Below are 18,512 nucleotides of genomic sequence, written 5' to 3' on the forward strand. Positions count from 1 at the left end.
TTCTACTGGCACAGGCGATGGCCGGCGTTCCGCTCGCGCTCGTCGAGGTGGAAGTGGTTGGCGTGGGCGGCGTTCGAGCCCGGCCCGAGGACCGTGCGGAAGAAGCCGCACGCCTTGGCGCGCACCGCGCCGAGGAACTGTGCCTCCTCCGACCCCTCCGGCATGGCCTTCACGGGAATGCTCGCGCGCCCCGCGAACGCGAAGCCCATGATGTCGGCGGCGTTGGCGAAGGCGTGCTCGCTGAGCTTGGCGTCGACATCGTGGTTCTGCCCCCGGCAGACGTAGGATCCGCCGAGTTCGAGCGCGGTCAGCGAATGCTTCAGCGTCCGGTCGGCCTCGACCTGCACCTCCGTGACCCAGCGTGCCAGCGCCTCGGCAGTCCGGCAGGTCAGCGTGGCGCCCTGCGGGAGCGCCACCCCGTCGGCGAACTTCGTCACCTTGAGCGGCAACGGTGCGGTGCACTGGCCTTCGGAGATCGGCGGAAGCGGCTCGAAATCGACGCCGAGGCGCTTCAGGCGCGTCCGGCAGGCGGTATCGTCCGGAGGCGTCACCTTGAGCGCCAGGGCGGCCGCGCCCGACAGCTCCGGCGGCCGCTCGGGCGGTGCCGGAGGCGGCGACGGCAACTCGGGCTTGGCACCCTCTTTCCCTGTGTCCTTGCCGGTGTCCTTGCCGGTGTCCTTGCCGGTGTCCCTCCCTGCATCCTGCGCGGCGCCCGAAGGTTTCTCGCGGCCGGGATCCTTCGGCGGCTCCCGGACCGGCTCCTTGGTCGGCTCCACGGGTGCCGGCTTCAGTTCCGGCGGGCGCGCGGGCGGTGTCGGCGGAGCCGGCTCCGCGGCGGGCGGCTTCAGCGCCTCCGGACGCTCCGGCGGCAGGGGCGGGGGCGTCGGCACCGTGGNGGCACCGTGGCCGTCGGCGCCTCGACGGCGCGGACCGGTGCCGCCGGGACGGCGAGCCCCGCGGCGAGGGCGCCGCCCGCGAGCAGCATCGCGGGTCGGAGGGTCGACAGGCAGCGTCCCGGCATGGTGCCTCGAAGCGTGGGCGTTGGCCTCTACAACGGGCGAGACGTCATTCGGATCGCCCGGACCCGGTTGACGGCCGCGCCGATCGGGCCACTGTCTTCCGGATCGCGCCGGCACACCCCATGTCGGCGCACCGGCAGCGCGAGCGAACGCGCGGCCGCGCGGATGTCGATTCGAGGACTGTATGTCGGACGCAGCTGATGCCGGGCTCCCGAGCCTGTCGCCGGACAATCCCTTCCGCGAAGGGCAGTGGAACACCCCGCACGGCCTGCCACCCTTCGAGCGGATCCGGCCGGAGCACTACGGACCCGCGTTCGACGCCGCGCTCGCCGTGCACGATTCCGAGATCCGCGCCATCGCGGACCAGACCGCGCCGGCCACCTTCGACAACACCGTCGCGGCGATGGAGCGGGCCGGCCTCGCCCTCGAGCGCGTCGCCGGCGTGTTCTACAACTTGACCGGCAGCCACACGAATCCGGAGCTGCAGGCCATCGAGCGGGAGATCGGCCCGAAGCTCGCGCGTCACGGCAGCGCCATCTACCTCAACCCCGAGCTCTGGGCCCGGATCTCGGCGATCGACGCCGAGAGACTGGATGCGGAGGAGCGCCGGGTCCTCGACCGGTATCGGATCCGCTTCCGGCGGTCGGGGGCCGATCTCGGGTCCGCCGACAAGGCCCGGATCGCCGAGATCGCCGCGCGCATGTCGGAACTCGGGACGACGTTCAGCCAGAATCTCCTGGCCGACGAGAGCAGCTTCGTCCTGCCGCTGCAGGGCGAGGAGGACCTGGCCGGGCTGCCGCCGTTCCTGCGGGCCGCGGCCGAGAGCGCCGCGAAGGAGCGCGGCCTCGACGGGCACATCATCACCCTGTCCCGCTCGCTGATCGAGCCGTTCCTGGTCTGCTCGACCCGGCGCGACCTGCGCGAGCGCGCCTACGCGGCCTGGACGCGGCGCGGCGAGAACGGCGGCGCGACCGACAACCGCGCGATCATCGCGGAGATCATTCGCCTGCGCGCCGAGCGGGCGCGGCTCCTCGGCTTCGAGAGCTTCGCGCATTTCGCCCTCGACGACACGATGGCGGCGAGCCCTGACGCGGCGACCGGCCTGCTGCGGGACGTGTGGACCCCGGCCCGGGCGCGGGCGGCCGAGGAGCGCGACCGCCTCCAGGCCACGATCCAGGCTGAGGGGCACAATTTCGCCCTCCAGGCGCACGATTGGCGGCACTACGCCGAGAAGGTGCGGCGCGCCGAGCATGACCTCGACGAGAGCGAGATCAAGGCTTACCTGCCCCTGGAGCGGATGATCCAGGCGGCGTTCGACACGGCCTCGCGTCTGTTCGGCCTGACCTTCACGGAACTCGCCGACGTGCCGCGCTACCATCCCGACGTCCGGGTCTGGCGGGTCGGCAATCCCGACGGGTCCGAGGTCGGCCTGTTCCTGGGCGACTACTTCGCCCGCGCCTCGAAGCGGTCCGGTGCCTGGATGAGCGCGTTCCGCTCGCAGGAGCGCCTGAACGGGACGGTCACGCCGATCATCGTCAACGTCATGAACTTCGCCAAGGCGCCCGACGGCGAGGCCACGCTGCTGTCCTTCGACGACGCGCGCACGCTGTTTCACGAGTTCGGCCACGCCCTGCACGGCCTGCTCTCGGACGTGACCTACCCGCTCCTGTCCGGGACGGCCGTGTCGCGGGACTTCGTAGAGCTGCCCTCGCAGCTCTACGAGCACTGGCTCGAGCAGCCGGAGGTGCTGCGCGCCCACGCGCGCCACCACCGCACCGGCGAGCCGATGCCCGACGCCCTGCTCAAGAAGCTGCTCGCCGCGCGGACCTTCAACCAGGGTTTCGCCACGGTGGAGTACACGTCCTCGGCAATCGTCGACATGACGCTGCACCTCTCGGCGGAGGGCGAGGGCGGCCTCGACGTGCCCGCTTTCGAGGCCGAGGCGCTGCGGCGGATCAGCATGCCGGCCGAGATCGGCATGCGGCACCGGACGCCGCACTTCGCCCACATCTTCTCGGGGGACGGCTACGCCGCCGGTTACTACAGCTACCTCTGGTCTGAGGTGCTGGACGCGGACGCCTTCGACGCGTTCCGCGAGGCCGGCGACATCTTCGATCCGGAGACGGCGAAGCGGCTGCGGACCTTCGTGTACGGGGCCGGCAACCTGCGCGACCCGCGCGAGGCCTACACGGCCTTCCGCGGGCGGATGCCGAGCATCGAGCCGCTCCTGAAGAAGCGGGGGCTCGCGGCCTGAGCGACGGGCGTACGGTAAGGGTTTCGTAAACAAACGTCCTTAACGAACGCTTGCAGCGCGACGCGGCGTGCGGAGTTCGGGGCGATGACGAAGATCGAAGCCAAGCAGGGCGTTTCCCAGAGCATGTCCCAGGGCATCTCGCCGGCCGACCTGCTCAAGGCCGCGGTGACCGGCAGGACCGACGCCGCGGCCGCCGCGGCCGAGACCGCGGCCTCGCCCGCCGGCCGGACGTTCTCGCTGGCCGCGCTGTCGCGCCTCGATCCGAAGCGGTTCGCGGTCCCGGGGGCGACCCTGGCGCTCGGCGTCCTCCTGGGCGGGGGCGTGATGGCGCTCACCCGCCCCAACTCGGTCCGGCCCGACGCGCTCGCGGCCCTCGAGACGACGCTCGATGCCGGCCGCACCGAGACCGTGCGCCTCGCGGCCGACATCGCGCAGCTCCACCGCGTGCTCGCCGAGCTGCGCGCCTCCACCGACGTGGCGCGGAAGGAGGCGGCGAGCCGCAGCACCGCCCTCGGCGAGCGCCTGGCGCAGGTCGACAAGGCTCTGAACGGAAAGATCACGGCCCTCGGCGAGCGGCTCGATCAGGCGGAGCGCGACCACAACACCCGCCTCAGCGGCCTCGCGGCGCAGCTCGACCGCCGCGCGGCCGCGGCTCCGGCCGCCGCCAAGGCGGAGCCGACCCAGACCGGGAGCATCGGGGAGCCCGCCCGCGCCGTCGAGGCGAAGCCCGAGGTCAAGGTCGCGGACGCCAAGGTCAGCGAGCCCAAGCCGAAGCCGGCCGCGGCCGACAAGCCGCCGGTGATCGAGGGCTGGGCCCTGCGGGATGTCTACGAGGGCACCGCGATCCTGGAGAACCGCCGGCGCCGCCTCGTCGAGGTCGCTCCGGGCGACGTCATCCCGGGCGTCGGCCGCGTCGAGGGCGTCGAGCGCCACGGGCGTGAATGGGTGGTGGTGACCCGTCAGGGTCTCGTCACGGCGCAGGCCTGGTAGGCGAGAGCGGCGCGTCTCAGCGGCCCGTGATCCCGGTCGGCGCCAGCTCGCCCGGCGCGATCGGGAAGCGCGGCTCGATCGTCATCGGATCGGCGAGGGCCGCGGCGCGCTCCGCCCGCCGGCGCCCGTGCCGCAGGGCCCGGGTCTGCGCCGCGCGGGTCGGGTGCAGGATGGCAGCCAGCAGGGACTGCCCTTCGAACTCGCTGTCCAGATTCTTGGCTTCGAAGACGGGCATGGCCGGCCTGCTTGAGTGCGGTGCCGGACACTGCCGAAGGCGTCGATCCGGGCCACATCCCCAATAACGGGGATCGCGTGGACAGGTTCCGTCAAGCTTTCGCTCCGCAACCTCTTTTTTACTTTCGTCCAGGCGTCACCCGAATGCAGTGCGGCCGCGCACACCGGCCCGCGGTCAGACGAACTGGTTGAGCCCCGGGATCGAGCCGATGATCGGACCCATCGCGTCCTCGCCGACCTTCTCGCGGCCGAAGGCGAACAGCTCCTGGCCGAGGGGCTGCATCTGACCCATCGGCACGCCGGCGGCCATCAGCTTCTGGCCGAGCGCCATGACACCGCCGCCGCCCATCATGCCGCCGAGCATGCCCATCAGGCCGCCGCCGCCGCTCTCGCCGGCGTTCGACTCGGCGATCAGCGCCTCGGAGCCCGGCAGGGCCGCCAGCAGCTGGCCGACCTCGGCCGCGGGCCCCTCCTTCTGCAGGAAGGCCAGGATGTGCCCGATGGCGGTCTGAGCGGTCGCGGCGTCGAGCCCGGTGCGGGTGGTGACGCGGGCGAGCAGTTCTTCCATGGTGATGATCTCTTCGGAACGCTTCCAGACGTCCTTCGACTCTGAGGCGTCGGAAATCAAGCGCGCGGCATCGCTTCCCAGGAAAACTCACCGGTTACAGCGGGCACGGTGCCGCAGCGGGCAACCTCGCCAAGGACCGCCCCTTCCGGTAGACCCTCGGTCAGTCTTGAACCGTTCCAGGCCGCCGGGCCGGGCCATCCAGGGAGTTGCCGGACCATGCGGGTCGGCCTGTTCGTGCCGTGCTACGTCGACGCCTTCGAGCCCGAGGTCGGGATCGCCACCCTGGAGCTCCTCGAGCGCCTGGGCTGCACGGTCGAGTACCCGTTCGACCAGACCTGCTGCGGACAGCCCATGACCAACACCGGCTGCCACGCCGAGGCCGCGGCGACCGAGGCGCTGTTCGTCAAGAACTTCTCCGGCTTCGACTACGTCGTCGCCCCGTCGGGATCCTGCGTTCATCAAGTGCGCGAGCACCTGACGGCGATCCCGCAGACCGACGAGGTCCGCCACGTCCGCGCCAGCACCTACGAGCTGGTGGAGTTCCTGCACGACGTTCTGAAGGTCGAGGACCTGCCCTGGGCGAACTTCCCCCACAAGGTCGCCTATCACACCAACTGCAACGCCCTGCGGGGCATCCACCACGCGCGGCCGAGCGAGCTGGTGAAGCCCTACTACTCGAAGCCCCTCGACCTGCTGCGCCTCGTGAAGGGCGTCGAGCTCGTCGATCTCGCCCGGCCGGACGAGTGCTGCGGCTTCGGCGGCACCTTCTCGGTGTTCGAGCCCGCCGTCTCGGCCAAGATGGGCTACGACAAGGTCGCCGATCAGAACCGGGCCGGGGCCGAATACGTCGTCTCGGCGGATTCCTCTTGCCTGATGCATCAGAAGGGCTGCGCCGAGCGTCTGGGATTGCCGCTCAAGTACATCCACATCGCGCAGGTGCTGAACGGAGCCGCCGCATGAGCGCCGAGGACCTCAACCCCCGCGAGCGCGAGGGCGTCATCCACCCCGAGGTGCGGGCCGGCCACGACGAGAGCGAGCGGGCGCCGGACGGCCGGCGACTCCAGCACGCGGAAGCCGCCTCGAAGCCGATCCGCGCGCCGCAGACCCGGGAGCCGCAGCCGCGCGGCGCGAAGATCCGGGGCGACCGGCCGATCAATCAGTCCGAGGCCGCCGAGCGCTTCCTCGCCGCGCCGCTGCACCAGGCTGCCCACGATGAGCGGCTGTGGGACCTGCGCAAGAAGCGCGACGTCTCGGCCCACGGCATTCCCGAATGGGAGGAGCTCCGCGAGCTCGCCTCGCAGATCAAGACGCACACGCTGAGCCATCTCGACCGCTATCTCGAGCAGTTCGAGGCAGCCGCGAAAGCCAACGGCGTCCATGTCCACTGGGCCAAGGACGGGGCCGATCACAACCGGATCGTCCTGGAGATCCTGCGGAGCCACGGCGCCAAGACGCTGGTGAAGTCGAAGTCGATGCTCACCGAGGAGTGCGGCTTCCGCCACCACATGGCGGCGAACGGGATCGAGGTGATCGAGACCGACCTCGGCGAGCGGATCCAGCAGCTCGACAACGAGGAGCCGAGCCACGTCGTCGCGCCGGCGGTCCACAAAACCCGGATGGACGTGGCCGAGGTCTTCGCCAAGACGCTCGGGACGGACCCGGACAACGACGACGCCCACTATCTCGCCGAGAGCCAGCGGGAGACGACCCGCCCCTATATCCTGAAGGCCGATGCCGGCATGACCGGCTGCAACTTCGCGATCGCGGAGACCGGCTCGGTCGTCACCTGCACCAACGAGGGCAATGCCGACCTCTCCGGCAACGTGCCGCCGCTGCAGATCCACTCCATCGGCATCGAGAAGATCATCCCGAAGGTCGAGCATCTCGGCGTCTTCATCCGCCTGCTGTCGCGCTCGGCGCTCGGCTCGCCGATCACCCAGTACACCTCGCATTTCCGCGCGCCGCGGGCGGGCACCGAGATGCACATGGTGCTGGTCGACAACGGCCGCTCCGAGCGCCTCGGCATGGAGGAGTTCTGGACCTCCCTGAAATGCATCCGCTGCGGCGCCTGCATGAACACCTGCCCGGTCTACCGGCGCTCGGGCGGCCTCTCCTACGGGGCGACCTATTCGGGGCCGATCGGGCTGATCATCGATCCGACCTTCAACAAGCGCAAATACTCGACGCTGCCGTTCTCCTCGACGATGAACGGCTCGTGCACCAACGTCTGCCCGGTGAAGATCAACATCCACGAGCAGATTTTCGCGTGGCGCAAGGTGCTGGTTGAGGAGCACCAGATCCCGGCGCTCAAGCAGGGCATGATGAAGGCCGCCGGCGCGGTCCTGTCGCGCCCGGCCGCCTACCGGGCCGCGATCGGCGCGGCGGATTCCGCCCTGAAGGTCCTGCCGCGTTTCGCCGTCTACAATCCGCTCAACACCTGGGGGAAGAAGCGCGAGATGCCCGATGCACCGCGCCAGACCTTCCACGCCTGGTACAAGCAGAACCGCATGAAGGACACGCGTCGATGAGCGCCCGCGACGCGATCCTGGACGGCATCCGCAGGAATCGGCCGGCCGGCGATTTCCCGCTGCCGGAGGTGCCGCTGTTCACGCCCCTCATCGGCGACGACCATGTGGCCGAGTTCGGCGAGCGGCTGAAGCGGATGGGCGGCCGGGTGGCGGAGCCCGGCGCCGGTGATGTCTTCGCGGGGGTCCGCGAGCGACTCGATGCGGCCAAGGTGATTGCCTCCGCGGTACCGGAACTGACCGGCAACCGGGACCTTCGGAGCGTCCGCGCCCCGCAGGAGGTCGAGGACGTGGACGTGGCGGTGGTGCGCGCCGTGTTCGGCATCGCCGAGACGGGATCGGTGCTGTTCACGGAAGATCAGCTGATCGTCAACGCGGTCGCCTATCTCGCGCAGCACCTCGTCGTTCTGCTCGATCCCGCCGATATCGTGCCCAACGTGCAGGCCGCCTATCGCCGGCCGGAATTCGGCCGCTCGGCCTACGCGGTTCTGCACACCGGACCGTCGGCGACCGCCGACATCGAGGGCGTGCTGATCCACGGCGCGCAGGGCGTGCGCTCGCTCACGGTGCTGATGCTGCCGCGGCGCGCCTGATCCGGAACCCACGATCGGGCGCGCCCCTTGCTTGGGCGGCGGATAGGCCGTCATCCGGCAAGGAGATCCGATGCGCTACATCCTCGGTTGCAGCCTGTCCTACAATATCCTGTCGGACACCACCTTCATCTTCAATCTGGAGGTGGCGAAGCTGAAGAGCGTCGAGATCCTGACCGAGAGCCTGGTCCTGACGCCGAACCTCAAGCGCGACCTCTACACCACGCCCGACCACCAGAACCGCTATCTCGCGGTCAACGTGCCGACCGGCCAGTTCGCGCTGGAGTACAATGCCGAGGTCGATCTCACGGTGCATCGGGCCGATCCCGCGACGATCAACGAGACGCCGATCGGGCAATTGCCCCTCGACATCCTGCCCTTCCTGCTGCCGAGCCGGTTCGTGTCCTCGGACCGGCTGACGCCGTTCGCTCTGGCCGAGTTCGGCGCGCTGCCCAAGGGCTATGGCCGCGTGAACCAGATCTGCAACTGGATCCACGACCACATCGCCTATCAGCCGGGCTCCAGCGACGGCGAGACCACCGCGCATGAGTCGCTGCTCAAGCGCGCCGGCGTATGTCGCGATTTCGCGCATCTCGGCGCCGCCTTCTGCCGGGCTCTCGGCATCCCGGCCCGGTTCGTGAGCTGCTACGCCCACGGGCTCGTTCCGAGCGACTTCCACGCCGTGTTCGAAGCCTATCTCGACGGCCGCTGGTGGCTGTTCGACGCCACACGGCAAGCCGACCTCGACGGGCTGGTGCGGATCGGCGTCGGACGCGACGCCGCGGAGATCGCGTTCTCGACGCCGTTCGGCAACATGCAGCCGGTCAATCAGCAGGTGCGGATCCAGCGGGCGGACGGATCGGGGAGCCCGATGCCGCGCACGGTGGATGCCATCTCGACCGAGATCCCGGCGCCGCACGCGGGAGCGGCCTGAGCACGGAATCGGCCGGGATCACGGCATCCTGTGATCGCGTGATCCCGGCCGCGCGGCGGCGGGGCGGGTGCCGGTGCAGGCCGCCCCATTTCCGGCCTCCGTCGGCGGAGAGCGGCGCGTCGGCCGAGAAGAGCGGCAGGCGGGCTCCGTCCGATCAGGCCCGAGACGCCGCCACGGACGCGCGCCGGCACCGCCGTTCCGCGCGATCGAGGACAGCTCGGCGCGCAAGCAGAGTGGTGCGCCGGGCCCGCCGCGGCGGCGGCGCGACATGTCGTTCCGCCCGTCGGTCGGCGTATTGCCGACGCGGGTCCCGCGCAGGGATAGTGATACAGCGACTTTCCGGGTGCCGGATTGCCGCGTCCCGCCCGGATCGCGGCCGGGAGATCGTCGGCTTGCCCGAAGACAAGTTGCGTCGCGCAGGAACGCCTCGGTAGCGGCGCGCCATTGTCCTTCATCTTGTCGTCGCCGCCGAAATGGCCGCAAGCGTGGCTGTGGCGGGGTCGCAACACCGTAAAACGATCCCCGCTCCGCCCCGAGACCTGCCCGTAAACGCCGCGATCCCGCCATAGTCCGGGCCCACCTCAACATCCGCGGTAAACGGCAAATTCGACAACGGTTTACCGTTCGGAAACGAGGACTTCCCGAGCACGCGGACGGATCTCCCGGCGCCTCGCGAACGGCGACGCGCCGCGGTTCAACGCACCCTCGGGGTCGGCTGCGAAGGCTTGGTCTGAAGTCATGGTGACGCGTTTGAACGACAAGTCGAAGCTGCCGAGCCGCCACGTCACGGAGGGGCCCGACCGCGCCCCGCACCGCTCCTACCTCTACGCCATGGGCCTGACCCGCGAGCAGATCCACCAGCCGCTGGTCGGTGTCGCTTCGTGCTGGAACGAGGCCGCGCCCTGCAACATCTCGCTGATGCGCCAGGCACAGGCGGTGAAGAAGGGCGTCGCCGCCGCCAACGGGACGCCGCGCGAGTTCTGCACGATCACGGTCACCGACGGCATCGCCATGGGCCATGGCGGCATGCGGGCGTCGCTGCCGTCGCGCGAGGTCATCGCCGACTCGGTCGAGCTGACCATGCGCGGCCACGCCTACGACGCCCTCGTCGGCCTCGCGGGCTGCGACAAGTCGCTGCCCGGCATGATGATGGCGATGGTCCGGCTGAACGTGCCCTCGATCTTCATCTACGGCGGCTCGATCCTGCCCGGCTCGTTCCGCGGCAAGCCGGTCACCGTCCAGGACCTGTTCGAGGCGGTCGGCAAGGTCGCCGTCGGCGACATGAGCCTCGAGGATCTCGACGAGCTGGAGCAGGTCGCCTGCCCGTCGGCCGGCGCCTGCGGCGCGCAGTTCACCGCCAACACCATGGCGACCGTCTCCGAGGCGATCGGCCTGGCGCTGCCGTACTCGGCCGGCGCCCCGGCCCCCTACGAGATCCGCGACAAGTTCTGCGCCACCGCCGGCGAGAAGGTGATGGAGCTCCTGGAGAAGCGCATCCGCCCGCGCGACATCGTCACCCGCAAGGCGCTGGAGAACGCCGCCACGGTGGTGGCGGCCTCGGGCGGCTCCACCAACGCGGCGCTGCACTTGCCGGCGATCGCGCACGAGTGCGGCATCGAGTTCACGCTGTTCGACGTGGCCGAGATCTTCCGGCGCACGCCCTACATCGCCGACCTGAAGCCCGGCGGGCGCTACGTCGCCAAGGACATGTTCGAGGTCGGCGGCATCCCCCTGCTGATGAAGACGCTCCTCGATCACGGCTTCATGCACGGCGACTGCCTGACGGTCACCGGCCGCACCATCGCGGAGAACATGGACCGGGTGACCTGGAATCCGGACCAGGACGTGGTCTTCCCGGCCAACAAGCCGATCACCCCGACCGGCGGCGTCGTCGGCCTGAAGGGCAACCTCGCCCCCGAGGGCGCGATCGTGAAGGTCGCCGGCATCCCGGCCGAGAAGCAGGTTTTCACCGGCCCGGCCCGCGTGTTCGACGGCGAGGAGGCCTGCTTCGCGGCGGTCCAGGCCCGCAGCTACAAGGAAGGTGAGGTTCTGGTCATCCGCTACGAGGGCCCGCGCGGCGGCCCCGGCATGCGCGAGATGCTCTCGACCACCGCGGCCCTCTACGGTCAGGGCATGGGCGACAAGGTCGCGCTGATCACCGACGGGCGCTTCTCCGGCGCGACCCGGGGCTTCTGCGTCGGCCATGTCGGACCCGAGGCCGCCGTCGGCGGCCCGATCGGGCTGCTGCGCGACGGCGACGTGATCACCCTCGACGCGATCCAGGGCACGCTCAGCGTCGCCCTGTCGGACGCGGAGCTGGCCGAGCGGCGCAAGGCCTGGACCGCGCGGCCGAACACCGCGACCTCCGGCTACCTCTGGAAATACGCGCAGGGCGTCGGCCCGGCCCTGTACGGCGCCGTCACCCATCCGGGAGGTGCCAAGGAGACGCAGAGCTATGCGGACGTCTAGGACTGACCTCAGCCGGCGCAGGAAGCCGGCCGGGGCCGATCCCGGTCGGTTCCGGTCCGCCGGCGGGCTCGCGGTCGCGGCGTGGGCGCTGGCCCTGCTCGCGCTGCCGGCCGCGCCCTCGCGCGCCCTCGACGCCAATGTCCGCACGCCCGTGCAGGTCCCGGTCGCCGACAAGAGCTACCGCTCGGCCAAGGACGCCCTGCGCGCCGGCATGCGCGAGTACAATGCCGGCGCCAAGCAGGGNGTGGGCGCTGGCCCTGCTCGCGCTGCCGGCCGCGCCCTCGCGCGCCCTCGACGCCAATGTCCGCACGCCCGTGCAGGTCCCGGTCGCCGACAAGAGCTACCGCTCGGCCAAGGACGCCCTGCGCGCCGGCATGCGCGAGTACAATGCCGGCGACAAGCAGGGCGCCGCGCGCGCCCTCGAGTACGCGGCCGGCCAGGGCCACGCCCTGGCGCTGTGGAAGCTCGGCCGGATGTACGCCGACGGCGACGGCGTCCCGCACGACGACCTGAAGGCGTTCGAGTTCTTCTCGCGGATCGCCGATGCCAGCACCGACGACGGGCCCGATCCGCAGAACTCGGCGGTCCTGGGCAGCGCCTTCACGGCTCTGGGCACCTACTTCCTGGAGGGGATCAAGGGCACCTACGTGCGCCCGAATCCCGAGCGCGCCTACGACATGTTCAACTACGCGGCGTCCTATTACGGGGACCCCAACGCGCAGTACAATCTCGCCCGGCTCTACCTCGACGGCACCGGCGTCGAGGCCGACCCGCGGCAGGCCGCGCGCTGGTTCAACCTCGCCGCCGAGAAGGGCCACCACCCGGCGCAGGCGCTGCTCGGCGACATGCTGGTCAACGGCCTGGGCGGAATCCCGATCCAGCGCGTCCGGGGCCTGATGTGGCTCTCCCTCGCCCGGGAAGGCGCCGAGAGCCGCAAGGACGACTGGATCGTCGCGCTCTACGAAAAGAACTGGGCGGCCGCCAGCGAGGACGACCGCGCCGAGGCGCAGACGCAGCTCCAGACCGTGGGCTCGATCCGCAAGCGGCGCTGAAGGCCCGCCTGCGGATCGTCGCGCGGCCTCAGCCCTTCCTGGCGTCCAGGGCGGCCTGGAAGGACGGCCGCGCCAGCGTCGCGTCGATATAGGCCGCGAGTTTCGGCCAGCGATCCGCGTCGACCCGCGCCTTCGCCAGATGGAAGTTGTAGAATCCCGTCGCGATGGCGATGTCGGCGACGCTGAAGGCCTCGCCGACCAGATACGGGCCCGCGATCTCGCTCTCCAGATAGTCGAAGAGCGGCGGCAGATCTGTCTCCAGCGCCGCGGTGACCGCGGCCTCGTCGGTCGGCCGCTTCATCATGTTGGGCTTCAGGATGCGCTCGACGAACGGCACGATCAGCTTGGCGAACAGCTCCGTGTCGCCGAACTTGTCGAACCAGACGGCGCGACCAAGACCTTTCGCATCGGCCGGGACGAGGGCCGGCGTCGGGTATTTGCGCTCCAGATACCAGAAGATCGCCGAAGAATCGGCGAGGCGGAACCCGTCATCCTCGAGGGCCGGGATCTTCCCGAGCGGGCTCGACGCCTGAAAATCCGCGTCGGGCGCGTGGAACATCACCGGCCTGTGCTCGTAGGCAACGCCCTTCTCGGCGAGGGAGACCAGGACCTTGCGGACGTAGGGCGAGTAGCCGGTACCGTAGACGATCAAGCGGGGCTCCATACCTGTCGGGGGCGGCGTCGAAAGAGGCGCCGGCCCGCTAACATAGGGCAGGATTTCAGTCCGCCGCCAGTTCGGCCGTGACCGGCACGTGGTCCGACGGCTTGTCGAGCCCGCGCAGGTGCTTCTGGACCGAGGCCGAGACCAGGCGGTCGCCGGCCTGGGGCGAGAGCAGCAGGTGGTCGATGCGGATGCCGGCATTCCGCTGCCAGCACCCCGCTTGATAGTCCCAGAAGGTGTAGAGCCCGTCGCGCGGGTCGCAGGCGCGCAGGGCGTCGGTGTAGCCCTCGGCGAGGATCGCCCGGAACGCCGCCCGGGTCGCCCCGAGGAACAGGGCGTCCGAGCGCCACGCCTCCGGATCGGCCGCGTCGGCCGCCTCCGGGATGACGTTGTAGTCGCCCGCCAGGACCACCGCGATCTCGTCGTCCAGCAGCGCGCGGGCGTGGAGCCGCAGCCGCTCCATGAAGGCGAGCTTGTACGGGTATTTCGGGCTGTCCACCGGGTTGCCGTTCGGCAGGTAGATCGACGCCACGCGCACCGGGCGTGTGTCCGCGCCGGCGATCAGCGCCTCGATGTAGCGGGCCTGCTCGTCGTCCGCGTCGCCCGGCAGCCCGCGCCGGATCTCCGACATGGCGAGCGGCGCGCGGACCAGCAGTGCCACGCCGTTATAGGCCTTCTGGCCCAGCGTCTCGACCGCGTAGCCCGCCGCCTCGATGTCGGCGCGCGGGAAGGACTCGTCCTGGCACTTGAGCTCCTGCAGGCAGACCACGTCGGGCCGCGCCTCCTCCAGGAAGCCGAGCAGGTGCGGGAGCCGCTGCTTGATCGAGTTGACGTTCCAGGTGGTGATCCGCATCGCCTCGCTTCCGGTCGCCGCCCGGCCGTCATCCGCGCTTCGCGTCGCGCTGACAAGGCCATCCCGGCGCAAGGACGGGGCAGTAGGGTCGGCGGATGAACTGGTTCGAGCCGGTATCGGCTTACTGCGAGCGGGGCGGGCCGGACTTCTGGGCCGAGCCCGCGAACGCGCTGTCGAACGCGGCCTTCCTGCTGGCCGCTTCCGCCGCGGCGCGCCGCGCCGCCGTGGCGGATCCGCCGGACCGGACCTGCCTCGGGCTGGCGGCCCTGATCGCCGCGGTGGGCGTCGGCTCGTTCCTGTTCCACACCCTGGCGGTCTACTGGGCGATGCTCGCGGACGTCGTCCCGATCGCGCTGTTCATCTACGCCTACCTCGCCCTGGCCCTCTCGCGGTTCCTGCGCTTGGCGCCGGTCCGGGTCGCGGCGGCGACCGGGGGCTTCGCCCTCCTCGGCTTCGCGCTCACGCCCCTGCTCGAGGGGCTGACCGACCTCGATGTCGGGCATCTCACCAACGGCTCGGTCGACTACCTGCCCGCCCTCCTGGCGCTGTTCGGCGTCGCCTGGGCGGCGGCGCGCCGGCCGGAGGAGCGCTTCGTCGGGACCGGGCGGCGGCTCGCCGGCACCGGCCTGCTCTTCCTGGTCTCGCTCGCCGCGCGGACCGGCGACCGCGCCGCCTGCGCGCTGCTGCCGACCGGCACGCACCCGCTCTGGCACGTGCTGAACGCCGCCGTCCTCTACGCCCTCGTGGCGACGGCGATCCGCCACCGGGAGACGGCCGGGTGAGACGCGCCGCGGTCCAGGGCCAATTCCTTGCGGGCCGGGCGGAATTCTTGCAGAAGTGCGCCGCATCGGGCGCCCGGCCCATCGCGGTCGTCCGGGCACGGAAGGGGTCATGACAGTGAGCTTTCGCCTCGGGATCGCCGGACTCGGGACCGTCGGTGCGTCCGTGGTCCGGATGGTCGAGCGCCGCCGCGCCGCCTTCGCGGCGGCGGGCCTCGATATCCGCGTCACCGCGGTCTCCTCGCGCGACCGCGGCCGGGACCGCGGCCTCGACCTGTCCGACATCGCGTGGTTCGACGATCCGGTGGCGCTCGCCCGGTCGGAAACCGTCGACTGCGTGGTCGAGCTGATCGGCGGCGCCGAGGGACCGGCCAAGGCGGTAGTCGAGGCGGCGCTCGCAGCGGGCAGGCCGGTGGTGACCGCCAACAAGGCGCTTCTGGCCCGCCACGGGGCCGCCCTGGCCGCGCAGGCCGAGGCGAAGGGCGTGGCACTCGCCTTCGAGGCGGCGGTGGCCGGCGGCATCCCGGTGATCAAGACCCTCCGCGAGGGCCTGCCGGGCAACGCGGTCTCCCGCGTCTACGGGATCCTCAACGGCACCTGCAACTACATCCTCAGCCGCATGGAGCGGGAAGGGCTGACCTTCGAGGCGTGCCTGAAGGACGCGCAGGCGCTGGGCTACGCCGAGGCGGACCCGACCTTCGACGTCGAGGGGTTCGACACCGCGCACAAGCTCGCCATCCTGACGAGCCTCGCCTTCGGGACCGCGGTCGACGCGGACGGCGTGTCGGTGGAGGGCATCTCCCGGGTGCAGCCCCTCGATCTGCGCATGGCGGACGAGCTCGGCTACCGGATCAAGCTGCTCGGCGTCGCGCAGGCGACCGAGGCCGGCATCGAGCAGCGGGTCCACCCGACCATGGTGCCGAAATCCTCGGCGATCGCGCAGGTCATGGGTGTGACGAACGCTGTGACGATCGACGCGGACGCGGTGGGCGAGCTCACGCTGATCGGGCCCGGCGCCGGCGGCGAGGCCACGGCCTCCGCGGTGGTGGCCGACATCGCCGACGTGGCGCGCGGCGTGATCCGCCCGACCTTCGGCATCCCCGCCGCGGCGATGCGCGCCAGCGAGCGCGTGGAGATGCAGCGTCACGAGGGCGGCTACTACATCCGCCTCACCGTCCATGACCGCCCGGGCGTCGCGGCCGGCGTCGCGCAGCGGATGGCCGAACGATCCATCTCCCTGGAGAGCATCCTGCAGCGGCGCGTCGAGGGGCCGGAGGCCGATCCGCGCGGCCGCTCGGGCCGGCCCGTGCCGCTGGTGCTGATCACCTACGCGGCGACCGAGGGCAACATCCGCGACGCGCTCGATGCCATCGGCGCCGACGGGCTGCTGGCGGAGCCGCCGCAGCTGATCCGGATCGAGCGTGAATAACAGTGCATACGGTAGCGTGACGCCCCACCGCTTGATGCAGGATAGTGGGCCTTAGCGAACCGGCGTATACGCTGCGCGGCCGTCATCCGACGGTATCCATCCGGGATCCGACCCCAAGATCGGACCCGGCCAGAGGCAGGAAACCATGGCTGAGGCCCCCAAGTCGGCATCGCGCGGCGTCCCGCGCACGCTCGCCCTCGAACTGGCCCGCGTGACGGAGCGCGCCGCCATCGCCGCCGCGCGATTGCGCGGGCAGGGCGACGAGAAGGCGGCCGACCAGGCGGCGGTCGACGCGATGCGCGACGAACTCAACGCCCTGCCGATCCGCGGCACCGTGGTAATCGGGGAGGGTGAGCGCGATCAGGCGCCGATGCTCTTCATCGGCGAGCAGCTCGGTCTCGGTGAAGGGCCCGAGGTCGACATCGCGGTCGATCCGCTCGAGGGGACGACCCTCTGCGCCAAGGACATGCCCGGCGCCATCGCCGTGATGGCGATGGCCGAGCGCGGCTCGCTCCTCGCCGCGCCCGACGTCTACATGCAGAAGATCGCCATCGGGCCCGGCTACCCGCCCGGTCTCGTCGATCTCGACGCCAGCCCGACCGACAACATCGTGGCGCTGGCCCGGGCGAAGGGCGTCGACCCGAAGCAGATCACCGCACTGATCCTCGACCGGCCGCGCCACGCGGCGCTCGTGGCCGAGGTGCGGGCGGCCGGCGCGGCGGTGCGCCTGATCTCGGACGGCGACATCGCCGGGATCATCTTCACGGCGAGTCCCGAGGAGACCGGCATCGACCTGTATCTCGGGACCGGCGCGGCGCCGGAGGGCGTGCTGGCGGCCGCCGCGATGCGCTGCATCGGCGGCCAGATGCAGGGACGCCTGATCCTCGACACCCCGGACCGGCGCCGCCGGGCCGCCGAGATGGGCATCGAGAACGTGGACCGGAAGTACGACCTGACCGACCTCGCGAGCGGCGACGTCATCGTGGCCGCCACCGGCATCACCGACGGGGCACTGCTGCGCGGCGTGCGCTTCCGTCCGGACAGGATCCAGACCGAGACCCTGGTGTACCGGTCCGAGGCCGGGACGGTGCGGCGGATCCTCGGGGAGCACCGGCGCGGGCTGACCTGAGCCGTCAGGCCGCCGGTCCTCGACCGGCGGCGCTCGGTTCTCGGGCTCGGCCCGGCCTCAGTTCAGCACCACCACCTTCGTGCCGACGTTGACGCGGCTGAACAGGTCGATCGCGTCCTGATTGATCATCCGGATGCACCCCGACGACACGCTCTTGCCGATCGAGAAGGGCTCCAGCGTCCCGTGGATGCGGAACAGCGTGTCCTTGTTGCCCTGCCAGAGGTACATGGCCCGGGCGCCGAGCGGATTGCGCAGGCCGCCGGCGACGCCGAGGCCGCTCTGCAGTTTGTCGACCTCGCTGGCGAGCTTCGGGCTGCGGGCGATCATCTCCTTCGGCGGGTACCAGTCCGGCCACGCCTGCTTCGAGTTCACCGTCGCGGTGCCCGACCACGAGAAGCCCTGCTTGCCGACGCCGACGCCGTAGCGCCGGGCCCGGCCGTTCGCCTCGACCAGCGTGAGCTGGTGGGCCCGCGGGTCGACGATGATGGTCCCGGGCTCGTAGGGACCGTGATAGGCGATCTCCTGCCGGAGGAACGCGGGATTCATCTTCTTGTAATTGAACGCCTGGACCGGGAACACGTCGTCCGCGATCGGGCCGTAGACCTTGGCGTAGTCGATCGGCTCGTTGTCCGGCGCGCGGAGGACGGCCTTGGCCTTGGCGGCCTCCAGGGGCGACAGGCCCTCGGCCGGAGCCGCGCTGCCCGGGCGGGCCGGAACCGTCGGATCGTCCGTCTCCAGGGCAGTCGCCGGCAGCGGCGGTGCGATCGGGGCCTGTGCGGCGGGGCGCGGCGGGGCGGGGCGCACGAAGTCGGTGCGGCCGGTATAGGGCAGATAGCGGCCGCCGCGACGGACGTAGAGCGCGCCGTTCTGGTCCTGGTAGAGCTGGCCGTCGTCGCCGAACCCGTCGATCCCGGACTCGCCCACCGGGCCGCGGCCCTGGGCATGCGCGGTTGAGGCGAGGGCGAGGACCGTGAAGCCGGCCAGGAGAAGGCGACGGAGCGGGGCGGACATGGTTCGAATTCCTCG

Annotated in this window: 17 protein-coding genes; 11 read left to right on the forward strand and 6 right to left on the reverse strand. The window is 71.0% G+C overall.

All coding sequences use genetic code 11. The annotated features are described in order from the left end of the window. Nucleotides 1-2: 2 nt before the first annotated feature. Nucleotides 3-890 carry an extensin family protein gene (locus MMR14E_RS24250; RefSeq protein WP_331317810.1) on the reverse strand — a complete coding sequence of 296 codons (888 nt, stop codon included), beginning with the start codon at nt 888-890 and terminating at the stop codon, nt 3-5. Between the two features lie 313 nt (nt 891-1,203). Between MMR14E_RS24250 and MMR14E_RS24255 the strand changes: the two genes are divergently transcribed. Beyond that, the gene (locus tag MMR14E_RS24255) at nt 1,204-3,273 is read left to right on the forward strand and encodes a M3 family metallopeptidase (RefSeq protein ID WP_331317812.1); all 2,070 of its coding nucleotides are present in this window, start codon (nt 1,204-1,206) and stop codon (nt 3,271-3,273) included. 84 nt (nt 3,274-3,357) lie between these two features. Further along, nucleotides 3,358-4,263, forward strand: coding sequence for a hypothetical protein (locus MMR14E_RS24260; RefSeq protein WP_331317813.1), 906 nt, complete (start codon nt 3,358-3,360; stop codon nt 4,261-4,263). A gap of 16 nt (nt 4,264-4,279) precedes the next feature. Here MMR14E_RS24260 and MMR14E_RS24265 read toward each other — a convergent pair whose 3' ends face one another. Together MMR14E_RS24265 and MMR14E_RS24270 are read right to left on the reverse strand one after the other, a co-directional pair. Next, nucleotides 4,280-4,498: a hypothetical protein gene (locus MMR14E_RS24265; protein WP_331317815.1), complete on the reverse strand. Its 219-nt coding sequence runs from the start codon at nt 4,496-4,498 to the stop codon at nt 4,280-4,282. A gap of 174 nt (nt 4,499-4,672) precedes the next feature. Next, nucleotides 4,673-5,065 carry a DUF2267 domain-containing protein gene (locus tag MMR14E_RS24270; RefSeq protein WP_012319882.1) on the reverse strand — a complete coding sequence of 131 codons (393 nt, stop codon included), beginning with the start codon at nt 5,063-5,065 and terminating at the stop codon, nt 4,673-4,675. A 216-nt stretch (nt 5,066-5,281) separates the two neighbouring features. Between MMR14E_RS24270 and MMR14E_RS24275 the strand changes: the two genes are divergently transcribed. The 6 genes from MMR14E_RS24275 to MMR14E_RS24300 all read left to right on the forward strand — a co-directional run bounded on the left by MMR14E_RS24275 (nt 5,282) and on the right by MMR14E_RS24300 (nt 12,635). Beyond that, nucleotides 5,282-6,025: a (Fe-S)-binding protein gene (locus tag MMR14E_RS24275; protein WP_331317817.1), complete on the forward strand. Its 744-nt coding sequence runs from the start codon at nt 5,282-5,284 to the stop codon at nt 6,023-6,025. Then, the gene (locus MMR14E_RS24280) at nt 6,022-7,593 is read left to right on the forward strand and encodes a lactate utilization protein B (RefSeq protein ID WP_331317819.1); all 1,572 of its coding nucleotides are present in this window, start codon (nt 6,022-6,024) and stop codon (nt 7,591-7,593) included. The genes MMR14E_RS24275 and MMR14E_RS24280 overlap by 4 nt, the downstream gene beginning before the upstream one ends. Next, complete coding sequence (locus MMR14E_RS24285) at nt 7,590-8,183, forward strand: LutC/YkgG family protein (RefSeq protein ID WP_331317821.1); 594 nt, start codon at nt 7,590-7,592, stop codon at nt 8,181-8,183. The genes MMR14E_RS24280 and MMR14E_RS24285 overlap by 4 nt, the downstream gene beginning before the upstream one ends. 70 nt (nt 8,184-8,253) lie before the next feature. Then, nucleotides 8,254-9,114, forward strand: coding sequence for a transglutaminase family protein (locus tag MMR14E_RS24290; RefSeq protein WP_331317822.1), 861 nt, complete (start codon nt 8,254-8,256; stop codon nt 9,112-9,114). Nucleotides 9,115-9,852: 738 nt separating this feature from the next. After that, nucleotides 9,853-11,583, forward strand: a complete 1,731-nt coding sequence (gene ilvD / locus MMR14E_RS24295; protein WP_331317823.1) for a dihydroxy-acid dehydratase — start codon at nt 9,853-9,855, stop codon at nt 11,581-11,583. Between the two features lie 224 nt (nt 11,584-11,807). Beyond that, nucleotides 11,808-12,635 carry a tetratricopeptide repeat protein gene (locus MMR14E_RS24300; protein ID WP_331317825.1) on the forward strand — a complete coding sequence of 276 codons (828 nt, stop codon included), beginning with the start codon at nt 11,808-11,810 and terminating at the stop codon, nt 12,633-12,635. 28 nt (nt 12,636-12,663) lie between these two features. Here the strand turns inward: MMR14E_RS24300 and MMR14E_RS24305 are convergent, their stop codons facing one another. Then, a complete protein-coding gene (locus MMR14E_RS24305; protein ID WP_331317827.1) occupies nt 12,664-13,287 on the reverse strand; it encodes a glutathione S-transferase family protein in 624 nt (207 codons plus the stop codon). A gap of 67 nt (nt 13,288-13,354) precedes the next feature. After that, on the reverse strand, nt 13,355-14,149 hold the full coding sequence (gene xth / locus MMR14E_RS24310; RefSeq protein WP_331317828.1) for an exodeoxyribonuclease III: 795 nt from the start codon (nt 14,147-14,149) through the stop codon (nt 13,355-13,357). A gap of 95 nt (nt 14,150-14,244) precedes the next feature. On the opposite strand from xth, the gene MMR14E_RS24315 reads away from it, so the two are divergent. The 3 genes from MMR14E_RS24315 to glpX all read left to right on the forward strand — a co-directional run bounded on the left by MMR14E_RS24315 (nt 14,245) and on the right by glpX (nt 17,486). Next, nucleotides 14,245-14,931, forward strand: a complete 687-nt coding sequence (locus MMR14E_RS24315) for a ceramidase domain-containing protein (RefSeq protein WP_331317830.1) — start codon at nt 14,245-14,247, stop codon at nt 14,929-14,931. A 109-nt stretch (nt 14,932-15,040) separates the two neighbouring features. After that, complete coding sequence (locus MMR14E_RS24320) at nt 15,041-16,357, forward strand: homoserine dehydrogenase (protein WP_331317831.1); 1,317 nt, start codon at nt 15,041-15,043, stop codon at nt 16,355-16,357. Between the two features lie 145 nt (nt 16,358-16,502). Then, entirely contained in the window at nt 16,503-17,486 is a 984-nt protein-coding gene (glpX, locus tag MMR14E_RS24325) for a class II fructose-bisphosphatase (protein WP_331317833.1), read from the forward strand. A gap of 57 nt (nt 17,487-17,543) precedes the next feature. On the opposite strand, the gene MMR14E_RS24330 is transcribed toward glpX, so the two are convergent. Next, nucleotides 17,544-18,497, reverse strand: coding sequence for a L,D-transpeptidase (locus MMR14E_RS24330; protein ID WP_331317835.1), 954 nt, complete (start codon nt 18,495-18,497; stop codon nt 17,544-17,546). Between the last annotated feature and the right edge of the window lie 15 nt (nt 18,498-18,512).

This window comes from Methylobacterium mesophilicum (assembly GCF_036441335.1).
Taxonomy (GTDB): Bacteria; Pseudomonadota; Alphaproteobacteria; order Rhizobiales; family Beijerinckiaceae; genus Methylobacterium; species Methylobacterium mesophilicum_B.

Excerpts from the sequence above, each read along its gene's own strand:
- MMR14E_RS24255 (WP_331317812.1), top strand. The coding sequence starts at position 1,204 with ATGTCGGACGCAGCTGATGCCGGGCTCCCGAGCCTGTCGCCGGACAAT.
- MMR14E_RS24260 (WP_331317813.1), top strand. The coding sequence starts at position 3,358 with ATGACGAAGATCGAAGCCAAGCAGGGCGTTTCCCAGAGCATGTCCCAG.
- MMR14E_RS24265 (WP_331317815.1), bottom strand. The coding sequence starts at position 4,498 with ATGCCCGTCTTCGAAGCCAAGAATCTGGACAGCGAGTTCGAAGGGCAG.
- MMR14E_RS24270 (WP_012319882.1), bottom strand. The coding sequence starts at position 5,065 with ATGGAAGAACTGCTCGCCCGCGTCACCACCCGCACCGGGCTCGACGCC.
- MMR14E_RS24275 (WP_331317817.1), top strand. The coding sequence starts at position 5,282 with ATGCGGGTCGGCCTGTTCGTGCCGTGCTACGTCGACGCCTTCGAGCCC.
- MMR14E_RS24280 (WP_331317819.1), top strand. The coding sequence starts at position 6,022 with ATGAGCGCCGAGGACCTCAACCCCCGCGAGCGCGAGGGCGTCATCCAC.
- MMR14E_RS24285 (WP_331317821.1), top strand. The coding sequence starts at position 7,590 with ATGAGCGCCCGCGACGCGATCCTGGACGGCATCCGCAGGAATCGGCCG.
- MMR14E_RS24290 (WP_331317822.1), top strand. The coding sequence starts at position 8,254 with ATGCGCTACATCCTCGGTTGCAGCCTGTCCTACAATATCCTGTCGGAC.
- ilvD (WP_331317823.1), top strand. The coding sequence starts at position 9,853 with ATGGTGACGCGTTTGAACGACAAGTCGAAGCTGCCGAGCCGCCACGTC.
- xth (WP_331317828.1), bottom strand. The coding sequence starts at position 14,149 with ATGCGGATCACCACCTGGAACGTCAACTCGATCAAGCAGCGGCTCCCG.
- MMR14E_RS24315 (WP_331317830.1), top strand. The coding sequence starts at position 14,245 with ATGAACTGGTTCGAGCCGGTATCGGCTTACTGCGAGCGGGGCGGGCCG.
- MMR14E_RS24320 (WP_331317831.1), top strand. The coding sequence starts at position 15,041 with ATGACAGTGAGCTTTCGCCTCGGGATCGCCGGACTCGGGACCGTCGGT.
- glpX (WP_331317833.1), top strand. The coding sequence starts at position 16,503 with ATGGCTGAGGCCCCCAAGTCGGCATCGCGCGGCGTCCCGCGCACGCTC.
- MMR14E_RS24330 (WP_331317835.1), bottom strand. The coding sequence starts at position 18,497 with ATGTCCGCCCCGCTCCGTCGCCTTCTCCTGGCCGGCTTCACGGTCCTC.